The organism is Pseudomonas sp. G5(2012), from assembly GCF_000408945.1.
GTDB classification, from domain to species: domain Bacteria; phylum Pseudomonadota; class Gammaproteobacteria; order Pseudomonadales; family Pseudomonadaceae; genus Aquipseudomonas; species Aquipseudomonas umsongensis.
This window is the reverse complement of record NZ_APIO01000059.1, coordinates 177,250-194,623: the sequence shown is the minus strand read 5'-3', so window position 1 is coordinate 194,623 and position 17,374 is coordinate 177,250. Positions and strand designations below refer to the sequence as shown.

The following is a 17,374-nucleotide window of genomic DNA, read 5'->3' as shown; positions in this document are numbered from 1 at the left end:
CCATGACCGATACCGAAGTAAAGGCGCCTAAGATCGAATTCCCCAACGTTGATTACCCGGTTAAGGTGATCAGCGATACCGGTGTGGGCAACAAAGACAAGATCATTGCGATCGTCAAGAAGCATGCGACGATCAACCATGACCGTGTGGATGAACGCCAGAGCACCAACGGCAAATACACCACGATCCAGTTGCACATCGTTGCGACCGACCAGGACCAGCTGTACAACATCAACAGCGAACTGCGGGCCACCGGTTTCGTGCACATGGTGCTGTGATGTCCGGCACGCTGGGCTTTCGCGAACTTGGCCAGATGGCTTACGAGCCGGTCTGGCATGCCATGCAACGCTTTACCAACGAACGTGGCAGCGATGCCGCCGACGAGATCTGGTTGGTCGAGCACCCGCCAGTCTTCACCCAGGGCCAAGCCGGCAAGGCCGAGCACTTGCTGGTGCCGGGAGATATCCCGGTGGTGCAGGTTGATCGCGGTGGCCAGGTGACGTATCACGGCCCCGGGCAGTTGGTGGCCTACCTGTTGCTGGATGTGCGCAAGCTGGGGTTCGGCGTGCGTGACCTGGTGACTCGCATGGAGTCATGCCTCATTGAGTTGCTCGCCAGCTACGGTGTGACGGCGGCGGCCAAGCCCGATGCACCGGGCGTGTACGTCAATGGCGCGAAAATCGCCTCCCTGGGTCTGCGGATCCGCCACGGTTGTTCCTTTCATGGGCTGGCCCTGAACGTGGACATGGACCTGGAACCGTTTCGACGGATTAATCCCTGCGGCTACGCCGGGCTGGCGATGACCCAGCTGAGCGATCACGCAGGATCGATTGAATTTGCCGAGGTAAGTGCCCGGCTGCGCGCGCAGCTCGTCAAACACCTCGACTATGCTGAGCAGACGACCCTCACGGGCGGAATCGACTGATATGACTACTGATGCAGTGCAAACCATGATCCCGACGCTCGATGTCACTGAGCGCCCGGCCCCGCGTCCCAAGGTTGAAGCCGGCGTCAAGCTGCGCGGCGCCGAGAAGGTTGCACGCATCCCGGTAAAGATCATTCCGACCACCGAGCTGCCGAAGAAGCCTGACTGGATTCGTGTGCGTATTCCGGTCTCGCCGGAAGTCGACCGTATCAAGGCGTTGCTGCGCAAACACAAGTTGCACAGTGTGTGCGAAGAAGCCTCCTGCCCGAACCTGGGCGAGTGCTTCTCCGGCGGCACCGCGACTTTCATGATCATGGGTGACATCTGCACCCGTCGTTGCCCGTTCTGTGACGTTGGTCACGGCCGTCCGAAGCCACTGGACGTCAACGAGCCGGAAAGCCTGGCCATCGCCATTGCCGACCTGAAACTGAAATATGTGGTAATCACCTCGGTAGACCGCGACGACCTGCGTGATGGCGGTGCCCAGCACTTTGCCGATTGCATCCGCGAGATCCGCAAGCTGTCGCCGAACGTGCAGCTCGAAACCCTGGTCCCGGACTACCGTGGCCGCATGGACATCGCCCTGGAAATCACCGCCGCCGAGCCACCGGATGTGTTCAACCACAACCTGGAGACCGTGCCGCGCCTGTACAAGGCCGCGCGCCCGGGTTCGGACTACCAGTGGTCGCTGACCCTGCTGCAACGCTTCAAGCAGATGATGCCGCATATCCCAACCAAATCCGGTTTGATGCTGGGTCTGGGTGAAACGGATGAAGAAGTCATCGAAGTCATGAAGCGCATGCGCGAGCACGACATCGACATGCTGACCCTGGGTCAATACCTGCAACCGTCGCGCAGCCACTTGCCGGTGCAGCGTTTCGTGCACCCGGACACCTTTGCCTGGTTCGCCGAGGAAGGTTACAAGATGGGCTTCAAGAACGTTGCTTCCGGCCCGCTGGTACGCTCTTCCTACCACGCCGACGAGCAGGCCAAGCTGGTCAAGGCCGAGTTGATGTCGTCCTGATTCGGTCATGAAAAACAGCCCGCAACGTTCAATCGGCCTTGCGGGCTTTTTTTGCCTGTCCCACAGCGACATCAGTCTTTTCCTGCGACTGCGCGATGCTTGATCCGCTTCTGTTTGTCTACGTTCCTGACTAATGTGTGTTTGATGTTTTCACGCAGGGAGATCCATGGATGAACGCAAGACCTGACCCGACGCTGCTTCCTCACACGCCTGTACCGGCTTTGCCGATGCAAGGCCTGATCGCTGTTATCGCGCCTGCAGGTCCGGCCGCGCTGGACACTAAAAAAGCCATCGCCTGGATGCGTGCTCGTGGGTATTCGCTGCGGATATTTCCCGGAGTGTTCGAAAAGGACGGCTATCTTGCCGGCAGCGACGAAGTGCGACTCAATGACCTGCACGCCGCGTTCACTGACCCTGAGGTCGATGCCATCATTTGCCTGCGCGGTGGCTACGGTACGCCGCGGTTGCTTGATCGCATCGATTTCCCGCTGCTACGCCAAAACGCCAAGCCATTCATCGGTTACAGCGATATTACCGCGCTGCACCTGGCAATCAGCCGTTATGCGGGTTTCGTAACCTTCCATGGCCCGCTGCTCAATGCCGATCTGCTGGGTGAGCGGCTACCACCGACCGAGTCCTCCTTCTTCAACATGCTCAGGGGCCAGTACAGGGCCGGCATGGTGCTTGCCCATCCGGTTGGCCGGCCCTTGACGACGATCGTGCCGGGTGTCGCCCATGGGCGCCTTCTGGGCGGCAACCTGTCGATGATTGCTGCAACCATGGGCACGCCTTACGAGATCGATGCAGCAGGTGTCATCCTGTTTATCGAAGACATCAACGAGCCGCTGTACCGCATCGACCGGCTGCTGACCCATCTACGCCTCGCGGGCGTGCTGCACAAGCTGCGTGGGGTTCTGGTAGGTGATATAGCGGGGGTAGAGGCCCAGGCCCTGGACCGATTGCTCAGGCAGACCCTGGAACCCTTGTGCATCCCGGTACTGGCCGGGTGGCGCAGCGGGCACTGCAATCCGAACCTGACTCTGCCGATGGGCGCTTTGGTGAAGCTGGATGCGGGGAGCCAGCAACTGTTTCTGGAGCAGAATGTCGTAAGGCGGTAGGTAGGAGCGAGCATGCTCGCGATGGTCGTGAACGATAATGCGGGAAATCTGACACCCCGCGGTGTTCTCGGGTTCATCGCGAGCATGCTCGCTCCTACAGCGATAAAGCTTTAGCGGTTACGCAACCCTTCCAGCAATTTGTGCGTCGGATACCCGTCTGCCGGCCAGCCAAATGACTGCTGGGCGCTACGGATCGCCTTGCGGGTGTTGGCACCAATGATCCCGTCGGCAGTGCCCGCATCGTAGTTCTGCGCACTCAGCAGGTTTTGCAGTTCGATCCGTTCGGTGCGGCTCAGGGGTAGATCATCCTTGGGCCACGTGCCGCTGATCAGCCCTGCGCCATTGAATCGCTCGGACAGCAGGCTCACCGCCAGGGCGTAGGACGACGAGTTGTTGTACTTGAGAATCGCGCGGAAGTTGTCGAGCACCAGGAAGGCCGGGCCGCGGTAGCCTGCTGGCAACAACAGCGCCGCGGACAATTGCTCGGAGCCTGCCGGGAACTGGCCGCCGTTTGGCAGCACTACGCCCATTTGCCGCCATTCGGCAACGCTCTTGCGAATCGAACCATCGGCGAGAACGTAGTTGAAGTTGCCCGGCAACTGCACTTCGAAGCCCCACGGCTGGCCTTTTTGCCAGCCGGAGCTTTGCAGGTAGTGGGCGGTCGACGCCAGGGCGTCGGTGGCGCTGCCCCAGATATCGCGGCGACCGTCGCCATCAAAGTCCACGGCGTGAGTGTTGTAGGTGGTCGGGATGAACTGGGTCTGGCCCATGGCGCCCGCCCAGGAACCCAGCATTTTGTCGGGTTCGATATCGCCTTGCTGGAGGATTTGCAGGGCGGCGATCAATTGTGCGTGAGCGAAGCCTGGGCGGCGGCCTTCGTAGGCCAGGGTTGCCAGGGAGTTGATCACCGACTTGCTGCCCTGGAACTGGCCGAAGTTGCTTTCCATGCCCCACACCGCGACCAGCGCCTGGCGGTCGACGCCGTAGCGTTGTTCGATGCTTTGCAGGATGCCAGCGTACTGGTCGACCAATGCCTGGCCTTTGCGAACGCGCAGCGGCGACAGGGCGCCATCGAGGTATTCCCACACCGGTTTTGCGAATTCCGGTTGGCTGCGGTCGGCACGGATCACGGCCGGGTCGAAGCTGACATTGGCGAAGGCGCGGTCGAACAGGCCGGCACTGATACCGGCGGCCAGGGCGTCCTTGCGAAAACCCGCCTGCCATTCGGCAAAGGTCTGGGTTGGCTGGATGTCGAGGTTTTCACCGCTCGGAACCACGGGCGCGGTGACTGCCGGAGCGGTGGCGACAGGGAGGGTCTGAATTGGCTGGGCGTCGGCGGCGGTGGGTTTTTCCGCGCAGGCGACTAGCAAAATGAGGCTGGAGGCAGCAATCAATTGGCGAAACTGCCAACGACGGGAAAGACAAAGGGGCATGCACGGGTCCAGGGCAAACGAATCAGGTACAGACCTTAACATGTTGAGCGAATGCTTGCCTTTCAGGCCGCCAGAAAGTAAGAAGCCTCCCAGTTGTCAGACTGGAAGGCTTCGCGGCGGTAGCTGCCTTTGCCTTTGCCGGCGCGTTCCTGGCGGCTGCGGAACAAGGGCTGGGCGACGATGGATTTGGCCTTGTTGGGGCCATGTTTAGATGGCTTTCTGCTCATGATGGGCTCTCGCAAGTGGAGTGGTTTTTGCGGGGCAAATCATCGGCCGAATTTGGGGTTCTGTCTAGTCCCTACAATATGTAGGACCTTTCGGACGCCTTCCCTGTTGGAGCGAGCATGCTCGCTCCAACAGGGAACGAAGGCGCCAAGCCTTATTCTGCGGGCAACGACAGTTTCTGCCCAGCCATCAACAGCGTCAGGCGACTCAAGCTCATCCACGGCGAACCCGCCGCCTGGCCCTTGATCTGTGCGTCGATGCGCTGGGCTTCGAGCAACAATTGCGCCCAGCGTTGTGCCGAATAACGTTGCAGGGCTTTGCTCATCAGCGGTTTACGCTTGTCCCACACCGGCGGCCTGGCCTGGCTGAAGGCCTTGTCCAGTGGGGTACCCTGGCTGTATTGCAACGAAATATTGGCCAGCAGGCGTAGTTCCCGGGCCAGGGCCCACAGAATCACCGGGGGCTCGACACCTTCACCGCGAAGTCCTTCAAGCATGCGCAGCGCATGGGCGGCTTCGCCATTGAGAATGGCGTCGGTCAAGCCGAAAACATCGAAGCGCGCACTGTCGGCCACCGCGGCCTGTACGGTTTCGATGGTGATCTGGCCGCCTTCGGCCATCAGCTTGAGTTTTTCGATTTCCTGGGCGGCGGCCAGCAAGTTGCCCTCCACCCGTGCGGCGATCAGCTCGACGGCGTCCTGGCTGGCGGATAGCCCGGCCTGGGACAAACGTTGCCGGATCCAGCTGGGCAACTGGTTGGCATCCACCGGCCAGATCTGGACGAACTGGGTCTGCTGGCCTTCGACCAGCGCCTTGCCCCATTTGGTTTTCTGCGCACTGCCATCGAGCTTCGGCAGGCTGATCAACAGCACCGTGTCTTCGGCCGGGCGCGAGCAGTATTCAATGAGTGCAGCGGCACCTTTGTCGCCGGGTTTTCCGGAAGGCAGGCGCAATTCCAGCAGGCGTTTTTCGGCGAACAGCGACATGCTGGCGCCCGCTTGCAGCAAGGTACCCCAGTCGAAACTGGCGTCGGCGGCGAACACCTGGCGTTCGTCGAAGCCTTGTTGGCGAGCCGCCGCGCGGATGGCGTCGGCGGCTTCCTGGCACAGCAAGGGGTCGTCGCCACTGATGACGTAAACCGGCGCGAGGGCGCCTTGCAGGTGTTTGGCGAGTTGGGCGGGAGCGAGCTTCATAAGAGAGGGCAAACGGGGCGCCACAGCGCCCCGTAAGTCTTACTGCCGAGGCAGGTCGATGGGCGACTGACGCGGCGTGTTCGCCTCAGCCTTCTGCGCCGCTTCCAGTGCCGCGGCTTCCGCCTTGGCCTTGGCTTCGGCAGTCTGCTGCAACTGGTCCAGCTGGGCCGGGGTAAATTGCTGCAGGCGCAACATCATGCGTTGAACCAGCTCGCGACGCATTTCCTTGCGAGCGTCGGCGGCTTCCTGGTCGGAACCTACCAGGTTGTTGCCGTCATGGATGAACACCTTCTGCACTTCGAGCTTGTCGTTGAGCAGGGGCAGGTTGCCCTGGCCGCGAATGTCATAGCTGAGCACCGTGCTCAGTTGATATTCGCCCGTACGACCGGCGCCAGCGTAGCTGAGGATGCGCTGGGATTCCTGCTGGTCGGTCAGGATGAGTTTGTAAGGGGCGCCGTTGTAGACCTTGACGCCGCTGCTCACCAGCATCTGGCGCAGTTGCGTCACGGTATCGCCGTAGGCGTCGCGGGCGCTCAGGTCAAGTTCCTTGAGTGCCAGGTCGGTGGTGCCGGTGCCGCGCAGCTGGAAGCCGCAGGCGCTCAACAGGACCGCGAGCCCTATCACCAGCAAGTTGCGTTTGATCATTGTGTTGCTCCCCTTGAAACCATGTGGGCCAATCGAGCGGCCCGTAAGGTTTTGTTCGGCGCCCGGCACGGCCAGGCGCCTGATCCAATTAGCTGGCGACGATGTTGACCAGTTTTCCGGGCACCACGATCACTTTGCGAATGGTCAGACCATCGACGAAACGCAGCACGTTTTCGTTGGCCCGTGCGGCGGCTTCGACTTCTTCGCGAGTGGCGCTGGCCGGCATTTCGATCTGGCCGCGCAGCTTGCCGTTCACCTGGATAACCAGCGTCAGGCTGTCTTGCACCAGCGCGCTCTCGTCCAGCACGGGCCAGCCGGCATCGATCACCGGATCGGCGTGACCCAGGCGATGCCACAGCTCGTGGCAGATGTGCGGCGTGATCGGTGCCAGCAGCAGGGTCACGGTTTCCAGGCCTTCCTGAACCAGCGCGCGATCCTGCTCGGTGCCTTGTGCGGCTTTTTCCAGCACGTTCATCAGCGTCATCACCTGGGCGATGGCGGTGTTGAACTTATGGTTCTGGCCGACGTCGTGGCTGGCCTGCTTGATCGCCTGGTGGATCGAACGACGAATGGCTTTTTGCTCGTCGTTGAGGCCGGCAACGTCCAGCTGGCCCGGCAGGCCTTGGGTGACGTGCGCTTGGGCCAGGCGCCAGACGCGCTTGAGGAAGCGGTGTGAACCTTCTACCCCGGAATCGGACCATTCCGCGCTCATGTCAGGCGGCGAGGCGAACATCATGAACAGGCGGCAGGTGTCGGCGCCGAACTGGTCGATCATCGACTGTGGGTCAACACCGTTGTTCTTCGACTTGGCCATCTTCTCGGTGCCACCGATTTCCACCGGCAGGCCGTCGGCGATCAGCTTGGCGCTGATGACTTTGGCCTTGCTGTCGCGCTCGAGCTCGACGTCCGCCGGGTTGAACCAGGTGTAGGCGCCGTTGGCTTCACGACGGTAGTAGGTCTCGGCGATCACCATGCCCTGGGTCAGCAGGTTCTTGAACGGCTCGTTGGAACTGACCAGGCCTTCGTCGCGCATCAGTTTGTGGAAGAAGCGCGCGTAAAGCAGGTGCAGGATCGCGTGTTCGATGCCGCCGATGTACTGATCCACCGGCAACCAGTGGTCGGCTGCGGATTTTTCTACCAGGCCACCCTCGAAGTGCGGCGAGGCGTAGCGGGCGTAGTACCACGAGGACTCGACGAAGGTGTCCATGGTGTCGGTTTCACGCTTGGCAGGCTGGCCGCATTTCGGGCAGCTGCACTCGTAGAACTCGGGCATGCGCGCCAGTGGCGAACCGGCGCCATCGGGAACGACGTCTTCCGGCAGTACGACGGGCAATTGATCTTCCGGCACCGGCACGTCACCGCAAGTAGTGCAGTGGATGATCGGGATCGGGCAGCCCCAGTAACGCTGACGGCTGATGCCCCAGTCGCGCAGGCGGAACTGGGTGCGCGAAGCGCCGAGTTCTTTCTTGATCAGTGCGACTTCGATGGCGTCGAAGGCGCCGACGAAGTCGAGGCCGTCGAACTCGCCGGAGTTGATCAGCGTGCCGTGCTCGCCGTAGGCGTCTTGCCACGGGGCAGGGTTGGTGTCGCCTGCACTTGTACGAACCACGGATTTGACCGGCAGGTTGTACTTGTGGGCGAACTCGAAATCGCGTTCGTCGTGCGCCGGAACCGCCATGACTGCGCCGTCGCCGTAATGCATCAGCACATAGTTGGCGACCCATACTGGCAGTTTTTCGCCGGTCAACGGGTGCTCGACGAACAGGCCGGTTGGCAGGCCTTTTTTCTCTTGGGTCGCAACGTCGGCTTCAGCAACGCTGCCGCCCTTGCATTCAGCAATGAACGCTTGCAGCTCGGGGTTGTTTTGCGCGGCCAGGGTGGCCAGGTGGTGCTCGGCGGCCACGGCAACGTAGGTCGCACCCATGAGGGTGTCCGGACGCGTAGTGAAGACTTTCAGGGTGCCGGCTTCGCCGATGGAGTCGACGTTGTACGGGAACTGCACTTCCATGCCGCGGGATTTGCCGATCCAGTTGCGCTGCATGGTCTTGACCTGCTCAGGCCAGCCAGTCAGTTCGTCGAGGCTCTCCAGCAGCTCATCCGCGTAGGCGGTGATCTTGAAGTAGTACATCGGGATTTCGCGCTTTTCGATCAGCGCGCCGGAACGCCAGCCGCGGCCGTCGATCACTTGCTCGTTGGCCAGGACGGTCTGGTCGACCGGGTCCCAGTTAACGGTGCCGCTTTTTTTGTAGATCACGCCTTTTTCGAACAGGCGAGTGAACAGCCATTGTTCCCAGCGGTAGTAATCGGGCTTGCAGGTGGTCACTTCGCGCGACCAGTCCACCGCCAGGCCCAGGCTGCGCAACTGGCTTTTCATGTAGGCGATGTTTTCGTAGGTCCACTTGGCGGGCGCTACGTTGTTCTTCATCGCGGCGTTTTCCGCCGGCATGCCAAAGGCGTCCCAACCCATGGGTTGCAGGACGTTCTTGCCTTGCATGCGCTGGTAGCGGGAGATCACGTCGCCGATGGTGTAGTTGCGCACGTGCCCCATGTGTAGCTTGCCGCTGGGGTAAGGGAACATCGACAGGCAGTAGTAAGTCTCCTTGCCTGGCTGTTCACTGACTTCAAAGGACTTTTGCTCATCCCAGAATGACTGGGCGGCGGCTTCGATTTCACGGGGCTGATATTGTTCGTGCATGGCTACTTTTGAACTGAATAGGGGTGGCCTAATCCTCTTCAATGCGACGCTGGACGGTGAACACGCCAATTTGGCGTTTTTCGTTGCCCAGAGGAGCTGGAAGTGGAGTTACAGGAAGCGCCGTAGCATACATGACCGCACTCTATCGAGGGAAACCCTGATTACTGCCGCGCGTCTCGTGAAAACCGCTGCGAGGGCCGTTGGTCGCGGCGTCCAGCCGGTTTGTCGATGGAAGCTAAGCTCTAACTGGGGAGTAGTTCTTATCTTCCAATGAGGTGAGGGATGGTTGAGTCACGGCAAAAAGTTACAAAACCGGAGCTGTACGAAAGACTGATTGACCGTCTTGGAATGGCCCTGGATGCGGCGAAAACCGCTGGCCGGTTGCGTGATGAGCGTCCACTGGAGCTGGAGTTGCGTGGCCTGAGCCCCGCAGAGTTTGCATTGGTCAAGGCGTACCTCGATCGCAGTGAGCGTGAGACACACGGATGCTTGTCTGAGGCAGTGAAGCAACTCGACGCACCACGCACAGCCAAAATTATCTGGCTCAAGGACAAAGTAGCTGGCAGAGACGCGGTAAAGGTCCGGTCCCTGCAGTGCAAATAAGGCATAGAGCCATGCTCCACGGTATTTTGAAGCATAGTCCTTGCGTATTTATTGTCGCATTGCGTCAACCCACTTAGGCTTCGGGCATCTTTAAGGAGATGCCCGATGCCTTTTCGCTATTTCGTCAAACACCTTCTGATGCCGCCCGGCGTTCTTATCCTGTTGCTGGTGCTCGCCTGGTGGTGGCGCCGCTCAAGACCGCGACTTGCCGCTGGGTGCTTCGCCCTGGGCGTGGGTGGTTTCTGGTTGATGAGCCTGCCAGTCATGGTGCAGTGGGGTGCCGGGCTTCTTGAGCGTGAGGCACCCTTGGCACGCGACGAATGGGCAACGTTGGCCCAGCGCGCCGATGCGATCGTAGTGCTGGGCGCCGGGCGGGAGCGGGGCGACCTGGCGTGGGGCAGTGATCAACCCACCGGGGTGGCACTTGAGCGAGAGCGCTATGCCGCTCGCTTGGCAAAGGCTTCGGGCTTGCCGATCCTGACCAGTGGCGGATTGCACTATGGCACGCCGCCCACCGAGGCCAAGCTGATGGCGGACTCATTGCACGATGATTTTGGCGTGGCGGTGCGTTGGCAGGAAGGGCGAAGTCGCACCACCTGGGAGAATGCTACGTTCAGCGCCGAGGTCTTGTTGCCTGAAGGCATCAAGCGCGTGGTGGTGGTTACCCAGGCCTGGCACATGCCGCGAGCGGTCTGGAGTTTTCAGAAGGCCGGGTTTGAAGTGGTGCCGGCGCCAGTGGGATTCTTGAGCGTGGACAACGCCGAGCCCCTGGGCGGATGGATGCCGGAGTTCAAGGCGATCTGGCGCAGTGGGCAGTTGTTGAATGAGGCTGCGGGGCAGGTCGGGTATTGGTTGTTCTACCGCTGAAGATCAAAGGATCGCAGCCTTCGGCAGCTCCTACATTTGGAATGCAATCCCCTGTAGGAGCTGCCGCAGGCTGCGATCTTTTGCAGGCGCCACAAATATTCAGACGGTCTTGGCCATCCGGCTGGCAATCAACGCCCAGCCAAACAACAGCACACACACAATGATCAGCGGCCATGAACGCCATTGCAGGTACGGTGTGAGGTTGTGCATGGGCACCACTTCGCCGTACAGGATGCCGCGTTCGAACTGCGGGATCTGCGTGGTGATCTGGCCGAACGGGTTGATCAGGCCGGTCACGCCATTGTTAGTGGCGCGGATCATCCAGCGGCCGGCCTCGAGCGCGCGCATTTGCGCCATCTGCAAGTGCTGCAGCGGGCCGATGGACGTGCCGAACCAGGTATCGTTGCTGATGGTCAGCAGCAGGTCGCTTTGCGCGGCAAGGCCGGCGGCGAACTCTGGATACACCACCTCGTAGCAGATAAACGGCGCAATCTGGTACCCCTTGGCCTGCAGCATGGCCTGGTCGGAAGGGCCGCGGGCAAAGTCCGACATGGGCAGGTCGAAGAACGCGATCAGGCCACGCAGCACATCCTGCAAAGGCACGTACTCGCCAAACGGCACCAGCTTCTGCTTGAGGTAGGTGCCATCGCCTTCGCCGACCACGGTAATGCCGTTGTAAAAGCGTTTTTCGTGATGGACCATTTCGCGGATCGGCACGCCGGTGATCATGGCCGAATCCCGTTCGGCGGCGAATTTGCCCATCATGTCCAGGTAGCCCTGGGCAGACTCCTTGAGCACCGGGATTGCGGTTTCCGGCCAGATCAGCAAGTCGACCCGTTTCGAGCTGAAGCTCATGTCGCGGTACAGTTCCAATTGCGCGTTGAGCTGCGCCGGGTCCCACTTCATGCTCTGTTCGATGTTGCCCTGAAGCGCCGCGACACTCAGTGGCGCGCCTGACGGGCTGGTCCAGGCGTATTGCTTGAGCGCCATGCCGGCCACCCATGGGCCAGCGAGCAGCGCAATGCCCACGGCGATGAAACCTTTGCGTCCGGTGCGCACCAGGCGCATGGCGTTGTAGATCAAGGCGGCCGTCAGGGCCAAGGTAAAGGATATCAGCCACATCCCGCCGACAGGCGCGAGGCCGGACAGCGGGCCGTCAAGCTGGCTGTAGCCGGAGTAGAGCCATGGGAATCCGGTCAGGAACCAGCCTCGAAATGCTTCCTGGCCGACCCACAGCGCCGCAAATGCCAAGCTGTCCGCCAGCGGTGCTTCGTTGCGTCGCAGCCAGCGCGCCCAAATCCAGGCAGGCAGGGCGAAGAACCAGGCAATCGCCGCGGTGAAGATCAACATCAGGAAGCCGGCCAGCAGCACCGATGCACCACCGAAGTGATGAATGCTGTAATAGATCCAACTGGTACCGGCGCCAAACAGGCCGAAGCCGAAACACCATCCACGGCCCAAGGCCTGCCGGGGATTCAGTTCACGCAAGCCGGCATAGAAAAGCCCGACCGCCAGCAGTGCCAGTGGCCAGATATCGAACGGCGCCAGGGCCAGGGTGGTGATTGCACCGGCCGCCACGGCCAGCAGGTTACCGGGCCAGCCGGGGCGGGTTGTCCAGCGCATTTCAATCCTTAGGTTTTTACCGGGCGATAGGTGTCAGTCGCAGCAAATGAATCCGCCGACTGTCGGCGTTCAGGATGCGAAAGCGATAGGCGCCGATTTCGGTGATTTCGTTGCGTTTTGGCAGGTGCCCGAACGCGCTCATCACCAGGCCACCCACGGTGTCGAACTCATCGTCGGAAAATTCGCTGTCGAAGAACTCATTGAAGTTCTCGATCGGCGTCAGGGCCTTGATCAGGAAGTCGCCGCTGGGCAGTGGCTTGATGTAGCTGTCTTCTTCGACGTCGTGTTCGTCTTCGATGTCGCCGACGATCTGTTCCAACACGTCTTCGATGGTCACCAGGCCTGCCACGCCGCCGTATTCGTCAATGACGATGGCCATGTGGTTGTGGTTGGCGCGGAACTCACGCAACAACACGTTCAGGCGTTTGGATTCCGGCACGAAGGTAGCCGGGCGCAGCAGGTCCTTGATGTTGAAGCTGTCGCCGTTCTCCCTGAGGATCAACGGCAGCAAGTCCTTGGCCAGCAGCACGCCCATCACGTCATCGTGGCTTTCGCCGATCACCGGGTAGCGGGAGTGGGCCGAATCGACCACGGCAGGCAGGAACTCGCGGGGTGTCTGGGTCGCCTTGATGCTGATCATCTGTGAGCGCGGGACCATGATGTCCCGTACTTGCAGGTCGGCAACCTGGATAGCGCCTTCGACGATGGCCAGCGCTTCGCTGTCCAGCAGTTTGTTCTGATGTGCATCGCGCAGCAGCTCCAGCAGCTCCTGGCGGTTCTTCGGCTCGTGGGCAAAAGCCTGGGTGAGCTTACCCAGCCAAGACTTCTGCCCGTTGCTCGATCGATCTTCGCTCATAGCGATTACTCTGAATCCTTTGTTGTTTCGGTAGGGGATAAATCGGTTTCGTCGTCCGCGTACGGATCGCGATAGCCCAGTTCTGCAAGCAACGTTCGTTCCAGTGCTTCCATCTCTTCGGCTTCGTCGTCATCTATATGGTCGTAACCCAGCAGATGCAAGCAGCCGTGAATCACCAGGTGCGCCCAATGGGCCTTAAGCTCCTTGCCCTGCTCGACGGCTTCTCGCTCGACCACGGCCACGCAGATCACCAGGTCGCCCAGCAGCGGGATGTCGAGGAACTCGTCCGGCACATCGGCAGGAAACGACAGGACGTTGGTGGCGTAATCCTTTTGTCGCCAGGTGTTATTCAGTTCGCGGCCTTCGGCTTCGTCGACCAGGCGAATGGTCATCTCGGAGTCGGCGCTGCGCTGGCGCAAGGCCAGTTCGCACCATTGGCGGAACTCGGCTTCGCTGGGGGCGGGCGCTTGAGTCGCAATTTGCAGATCAAGCTCAAGCATCGCGTCGGCTGTCCTTTGGCGTTTCATCGATGGCACGATTTTCGAAACGCTCGTAGGCCTCGACAATGCGCTGCACCAGCGGGTGACGCACGACGTCCTTGGGCATGAAATGGGTAAAGCTGATACCCGGAACATCCTTAAGCACTTCGATCACGTGGTGCAGCCCGGACTTGGTGCCTTTAGGCAGGTCGACCTGGGTGATGTCACCGGTGATGACGGCGGTGGAGCCGAAACCGATCCGGGTCAGGAACATTTTCATCTGTTCGACCGTGGTGTTCTGGCTTTCGTCGAGGATGATGAAGCTGTTGTTCAGCGTACGGCCGCGCATGTACGCCAGTGGGGCCACTTCGATCACCTGGCGCTCGATCAGCTTGGCGACGTGTTCGAAACCGAGCATTTCGTAGAGCGCGTCATAAAGCGGGCGCAAATACGGGTCGATTTTCTGCGACAAGTCACCGGGCAGGAAGCCGAGCTTTTCACCGGCTTCGACCGCCGGGCGCACCAGCAGGATACGCCGGATCTGTTCACGCTCCAGGGCATCCACTGCGCAGGCGACGGCCAGGTAGGTCTTGCCGGTACCGGCCGGGCCGATGCCGAAGTTGATGTCGTTGCCAAGGATTTCCTTCACGTAGCGCACTTGATTCAAGCCGCGAGGGCGAATCATGCCTTTCTTGGTGCGCAGGGCGACGGAGGCATCGGCAGGCGAATGATTGTCCAGCTCTTCGACGGCCGATTCCTGCAGGAACAGGTGAACCATGTCCGGCGACAGCTCGGTACCCTTGGTTTCCCGGTACAGGCGGCGCAGCAGGTTTTCCGCGGAGGTGGTGTGCTTACGCTCGCCGATCAGTTCGAACTGGTTTCCGCGGTTGCGGATCTCGATAGTCAGGCGCTGTTCGATCAAGCGCAGGTGCTCGTCGAACTGCCCGCACAGATTGGCAAAGCGGCGGGCCTCGAAAGGCTCGAGGATGAAACGATGTGGTTCGATGGGTGCGTTCAAGGTCGTATTTAGCCGCCCTGGGGCAATTGGGATGATTCAAGGATAGCGCCAGTGGCGCGGGTGCGAAAGCTCTTAAATATCGCAACGCAAAACACCGCCCTGTAGGAGCTGGCTTGCTGGTGATAGGGGCGCCACGGTACATCAGGCGCACCGCGTTATCGTTCATCGCCAGCAAGCCGGCTCCTACATCAACGAGCCCCGCAGCGAGTGCGGCTGTGCGGCGTCGATGTGCACATCGGCAAACTGGCCGATCAGGGTCGGATTGTCGCAGCGGAAGTTGACGATACGGTTATTCTCGGTTCGCCCTTGCAGCTCGCCAGGGTCTTTCTTGGAGTAATCGGTTACAAGAATCCGCTGAGTCGTACCGACCATTTGTCGGCTGATTTCAAAGCCCTGCTGGTTCAGGCGATGTTGCAGGGCGTTCAAGCGCTCTTTTTTCAGCTCTTCCGGGGTTTCATCGACCAGGTCGGCGGCCGGAGTGCCCGGGCGCTGGCTGTAGACGAACGAATAGGAGAAGTCGAAACCGACGTCCTGAATCAGCTTCATGGTTTGTTCGAAGTCTTTCTCGGTTTCGCCGGGGAAACCAACGATGAAGTCCGAACTGATGCAGATGCCCGGCACGGCAGCGCGCAACTTGCGCAGTTTGGATTTGTATTCCAGCGCCGTGTGGTTGCGTTTCATCGCCGCGAGGATGCGGTCCGAACCCGATTGCACCGGCAGGTGCAGGTGTTTCACCAGCTCCGGTACTTCGGCGTGGGCCTGGATCAGGCTGTCGGAGAATTCCAGCGGGTGCGAGGTGGTGTAGCGGATGCGGTCGATGCCATCGACGGCGGCGACCACGCGGATCAGTTCGGCCAGATCTGCCAGGCGACCGTCGTGGGTCTTGCCGCGATAGCCGTTGACGTTCTGCCCCAGCAGCGTCACTTCGCGCACGCCGTGTTCGGCCAGGTGAATGATTTCGGCAATCACGTCGTCGAACGGGCGGCTCACTTCTTCACCGCGGGTGTAGGGCACCACGCAGAACGTGCAGTATTTGCTGCAACCCTCCATCACCGACACGTAGGCGCTCGGGCCGTCGATGCGTGGCTCGGGCAAGTGATCGAATTTTTCGATTTCGGGGAACGAGACGTCGACTTGCGGCAGCTTGGTGATGCGCGCGGCGTCGATCATTTCCGGCAGGCGGTGCAAGGTCTGCGGGCCGAATACCACGTCGACATAGGGCGCACGGTCGCGAATGGCGGCGCCTTCCTGGCTGGCCACGCAACCGCCGACGGCGATCACCATGTCCGGGTTGGCCAGCTTCAGCTCGCGCCAGCGGCCCAGTTGGGAATAGACACGGTCCTGGGCGCGCTCGCGGATCGAGCAGGTGTTGAGCAGGATCACGTCGGCGTCTTCAGCGCGCGCCGTGACTTCCAGGGCCTGGTGTTCGCCCAACAGATCGACCATGCGCGAGCTGTCGTACTCGTTCATCTGGCAACCGTGGGTTTCGATGTAAAGCTTCTTGGCCATGGATAGAGTCATCACGTGATTCAAAGAACCGCGCATTATAGGGAACATGCACTCAGGTTCCTACCGCTGCGCGTCCGGCGGCTATGCTATAGTTCGCGCCCTCATTTTTATCCCCCGATGTGTTGCTCGCCCACCATGACCAAACGTGAAGCTCCAATCTACAAGGTGATTTTCCTCAATCAGGGCCAGGTGTTCGAAATGTACGCCAAGCAGATCTATCAAAGCGATCTGTGGGGCTTCCTGGAAGTGGAAGAGTTCGTCTTTGGCGAGCGCACACAGGTAGTCGTAGACCCGAGCGAGGAGAAGCTCAAGGCCCAGTTCGAAGGGGTCGTGCGCAGTTTCGTGCCAATGCATTCGATCGTGCGCATCGACGAGGTCGAGCGCCTGGGTACACCGAAAATCAGCGAAGCCCGCGGCACGGTCGGCAATGTGATGCCGTTTCCGGTGCCGATGCCTGAGAAGTAGTCTTCAAGACCGAGTCGCCTCATTCGCGAGCAGGCTCGCTCCCACAATAGATCAACTGTGGGAGCGAGCCTGCTCGCGAAGGGGCCGTCAGATCAATACTGAAGTCAGGGAAGCGGCGCGAACGGCGTCCGCCCATCGGCACTCTGCAATTCCATCAGGTATTTACGGAAGATTTGCCCCAGCACCTGAGTGGCGACTTCCAGTTCCTGGCGCGGCATCTTCTCGGCGACTTCGTCGGCCGTGTCCAAGGCTTCTTCCGCACCGTTGACCGCCGCCATCTTCAGTACGATGTACGCCTGAATATTATTGGCCGGTACGCCCTCGCCGTGAAAGAACATGGTGCCGAGTTTGAATTGGGCCTGCGCATGGCCTTGCAGCGAGGCTTTTTCGAAGTAGTTCAGGGCTTTATTGAGATCGCGTGGCGCGTTATTCCCATCGTAGTAGAACTCACCCAACTCGTATTGCGCTTGGGCATCCCCTTCATCCGACGCTTTCTGGCAGGCAGCCAGTGCCTGTTCCAGGTCTTGCGGCTGGGTATTGAGGGTGCAGCGACCCATCGCTGGGATTAACAACGAGTTACCGCCTGCTTGTGCGAGCGCGAGCAGGGGCTGAAGGAGCAACAGGCAGCCCAGTGAAAGGGCGCGGCCGGTGCGGTTCATGGGAATCGACTTACCTCTGAGGGGCGCGCGGACCCATC

18 protein-coding genes are annotated in these 17,374 nt (G+C 60.6%); 7 read left to right on the top strand and 11 right to left on the bottom strand.

Annotation, left to right across the window (positions count from 1 at the left end):
• Window positions 1–2: 2 nt before the first annotated feature.
• The 4 genes from PG5_RS19050 to PG5_RS19035 all read left to right on the top strand — a co-directional run bounded on the left by PG5_RS19050 (window position 3) and on the right by PG5_RS19035 (window position 3,067).
• Window positions 3–278 (top strand): DUF493 domain-containing protein, encoded by a 276-nt coding sequence (locus PG5_RS19050; protein WP_020798754.1) that lies wholly within the window; start codon window positions 3–5, stop codon window positions 276–278.
• The gene (gene lipB, locus PG5_RS19045; protein WP_020798753.1) at window positions 278–925 is read left to right on the top strand and encodes a lipoyl(octanoyl) transferase LipB; all 648 of its coding nucleotides are present in this window, start codon (window positions 278–280) and stop codon (window positions 923–925) included. The genes PG5_RS19050 and lipB overlap by 1 nt, the downstream gene beginning before the upstream one ends.
• Before the next feature lie 25 nt (window positions 926–950).
• On the top strand, window positions 951–1,949 hold the full coding sequence (lipA, locus tag PG5_RS19040) for a lipoyl synthase (protein WP_162276382.1): 999 nt from the start codon (window positions 951–953) through the stop codon (window positions 1,947–1,949).
• A 170-nt stretch (window positions 1,950–2,119) separates the two neighbouring features.
• Complete coding sequence (locus PG5_RS19035) at window positions 2,120–3,067, top strand: LD-carboxypeptidase (RefSeq protein WP_020798751.1); 948 nt, start codon at window positions 2,120–2,122, stop codon at window positions 3,065–3,067.
• 110 nt (window positions 3,068–3,177) lie between these two features.
• Here the strand turns inward: PG5_RS19035 and PG5_RS19030 are convergent, their stop codons facing one another.
• The 5 genes from PG5_RS19030 to leuS all read right to left on the bottom strand — a co-directional run bounded on the left by PG5_RS19030 (window position 3,178) and on the right by leuS (window position 9,257).
• The gene (locus tag PG5_RS19030; protein WP_033044787.1) at window positions 3,178–4,500 is read right to left on the bottom strand and encodes a lytic murein transglycosylase; all 1,323 of its coding nucleotides are present in this window, start codon (window positions 4,498–4,500) and stop codon (window positions 3,178–3,180) included.
• A gap of 62 nt (window positions 4,501–4,562) precedes the next feature.
• Window positions 4,563–4,727, bottom strand: coding sequence for an alternative ribosome rescue factor ArfA (gene arfA, locus PG5_RS19025; RefSeq protein WP_020798749.1), 165 nt, complete (start codon window positions 4,725–4,727; stop codon window positions 4,563–4,565).
• A gap of 152 nt (window positions 4,728–4,879) precedes the next feature.
• Window positions 4,880–5,917 carry a DNA polymerase III subunit delta gene (gene holA, locus PG5_RS19020; RefSeq protein ID WP_020798748.1) on the bottom strand — a complete coding sequence of 346 codons (1,038 nt, stop codon included), beginning with the start codon at window positions 5,915–5,917 and terminating at the stop codon, window positions 4,880–4,882.
• Window positions 5,918–5,956: 39 nt separating this feature from the next.
• Entirely contained in the window at window positions 5,957–6,562 is a 606-nt protein-coding gene (gene lptE / locus PG5_RS19015) for an LPS assembly lipoprotein LptE (protein ID WP_020798747.1), read from the bottom strand.
• An 88-nt stretch (window positions 6,563–6,650) separates the two neighbouring features.
• On the bottom strand, window positions 6,651–9,257 hold the full coding sequence (leuS, locus tag PG5_RS19010; protein ID WP_020798746.1) for a leucine--tRNA ligase: 2,607 nt from the start codon (window positions 9,255–9,257) through the stop codon (window positions 6,651–6,653).
• 282 nt (window positions 9,258–9,539) lie between these two features.
• On the opposite strand from leuS, the gene PG5_RS19000 reads away from it, so the two are divergent.
• Together PG5_RS19000 and PG5_RS18995 are read left to right on the top strand one after the other, a co-directional pair.
• Entirely contained in the window at window positions 9,540–9,860 is a 321-nt protein-coding gene (locus tag PG5_RS19000) for a hypothetical protein (protein WP_020798745.1), read from the top strand.
• Window positions 9,861–9,965: 105 nt separating this feature from the next.
• Window positions 9,966–10,727: a YdcF family protein gene (locus PG5_RS18995; RefSeq protein ID WP_020798744.1), complete on the top strand. Its 762-nt coding sequence runs from the start codon at window positions 9,966–9,968 to the stop codon at window positions 10,725–10,727.
• A 99-nt stretch (window positions 10,728–10,826) separates the two neighbouring features.
• Here PG5_RS18995 and lnt read toward each other — a convergent pair whose 3' ends face one another.
• The 5 genes from lnt to miaB form a co-directional block, all read right to left on the bottom strand.
• A complete protein-coding gene (gene lnt, locus PG5_RS18990; RefSeq protein ID WP_020798743.1) occupies window positions 10,827–12,350 on the bottom strand; it encodes an apolipoprotein N-acyltransferase in 1,524 nt (507 codons plus the stop codon).
• A 16-nt stretch (window positions 12,351–12,366) separates the two neighbouring features.
• Window positions 12,367–13,206: an HlyC/CorC family transporter gene (locus PG5_RS18985; protein WP_020798742.1), complete on the bottom strand. Its 840-nt coding sequence runs from the start codon at window positions 13,204–13,206 to the stop codon at window positions 12,367–12,369.
• Between the two features lie 5 nt (window positions 13,207–13,211).
• Window positions 13,212–13,706 carry an rRNA maturation RNase YbeY gene (gene ybeY / locus PG5_RS18980; protein ID WP_020798741.1) on the bottom strand — a complete coding sequence of 165 codons (495 nt, stop codon included), beginning with the start codon at window positions 13,704–13,706 and terminating at the stop codon, window positions 13,212–13,214.
• Complete coding sequence (locus PG5_RS18975) at window positions 13,699–14,703, bottom strand: PhoH family protein (RefSeq protein WP_020798740.1); 1,005 nt, start codon at window positions 14,701–14,703, stop codon at window positions 13,699–13,701. The genes ybeY and PG5_RS18975 overlap by 8 nt, the downstream gene beginning before the upstream one ends.
• Window positions 14,704–14,886: 183 nt before the next feature.
• Window positions 14,887–16,212 carry a tRNA (N6-isopentenyl adenosine(37)-C2)-methylthiotransferase MiaB gene (gene miaB / locus PG5_RS18970; protein WP_020798739.1) on the bottom strand — a complete coding sequence of 442 codons (1,326 nt, stop codon included), beginning with the start codon at window positions 16,210–16,212 and terminating at the stop codon, window positions 14,887–14,889.
• Window positions 16,213–16,347: 135 nt separating this feature from the next.
• On the opposite strand from miaB, the gene PG5_RS18965 reads away from it, so the two are divergent.
• Window positions 16,348–16,677 (top strand): DUF1820 family protein, encoded by a 330-nt coding sequence (locus tag PG5_RS18965; protein WP_008066015.1) that lies wholly within the window; start codon window positions 16,348–16,350, stop codon window positions 16,675–16,677.
• Between the two features lie 104 nt (window positions 16,678–16,781).
• On the opposite strand, the gene PG5_RS18960 is transcribed toward PG5_RS18965, so the two are convergent.
• The gene (locus tag PG5_RS18960) at window positions 16,782–17,336 is read right to left on the bottom strand and encodes a tetratricopeptide repeat protein (protein ID WP_020798737.1); all 555 of its coding nucleotides are present in this window, start codon (window positions 17,334–17,336) and stop codon (window positions 16,782–16,784) included.
• Window positions 17,337–17,374 lie beyond the last annotated feature (38 nt).